The organism is Undibacterium sp. RuTC16W (assembly GCF_049339445.1).
In the GTDB taxonomy this organism is placed as follows: domain Bacteria; phylum Pseudomonadota; class Gammaproteobacteria; order Burkholderiales; family Burkholderiaceae_D; genus Undibacterium.
The window spans coordinates 1-419 of record NZ_JBMPPE010000045.1; the positions used below are offsets into that span (position 1 = coordinate 1).

A 419-nucleotide genomic window follows, 5' to 3' on the forward strand; every position below is an offset into this window, starting at 1 on the left:
CTTGGCGAGTATCAAGCGCCAAGTTGCTGTCGGTGATAAGCGTGGTGACTTGCTGCCAAGGTAGTTCTAAATTAGGGATTTTTCGGCCAATTTTTTCTGATTCCACCAGCACAATCACTTCACGGGCAGCGCCTGCCATTACTTGGCTTAAGCCAACAAGTTCATTAAACGTGGTTGTTCCGCGCTCAACATCAATGCCATCAGCACCAATAAAGAGCTGATCAAAATCATAAGAACGCAAAACATTCTCGGCAACTTGGCCTTGGAACGACTCAGAATGCGGGTCCCAAGTGCCACCGGTCATCAAAAGAGTTGGCTCGTTTTCCAGCGCTAATAATCGGTTGGCGACCTTAATGGCATTGGTCATCACCACTAAACCGCGTTTATTTCCCAACTCTGGGATCATCGCCGCCGTTGTG

Annotated in this window: 1 pseudogene; it reads right to left on the reverse strand. The window is 48.4% G+C overall.

Features of this window, described 5'->3' with window-relative positions:
• Positions 1-419: pseudogene (locus ACO0K4_RS19480) on the reverse strand (hypothetical protein); the annotation flags it as partial.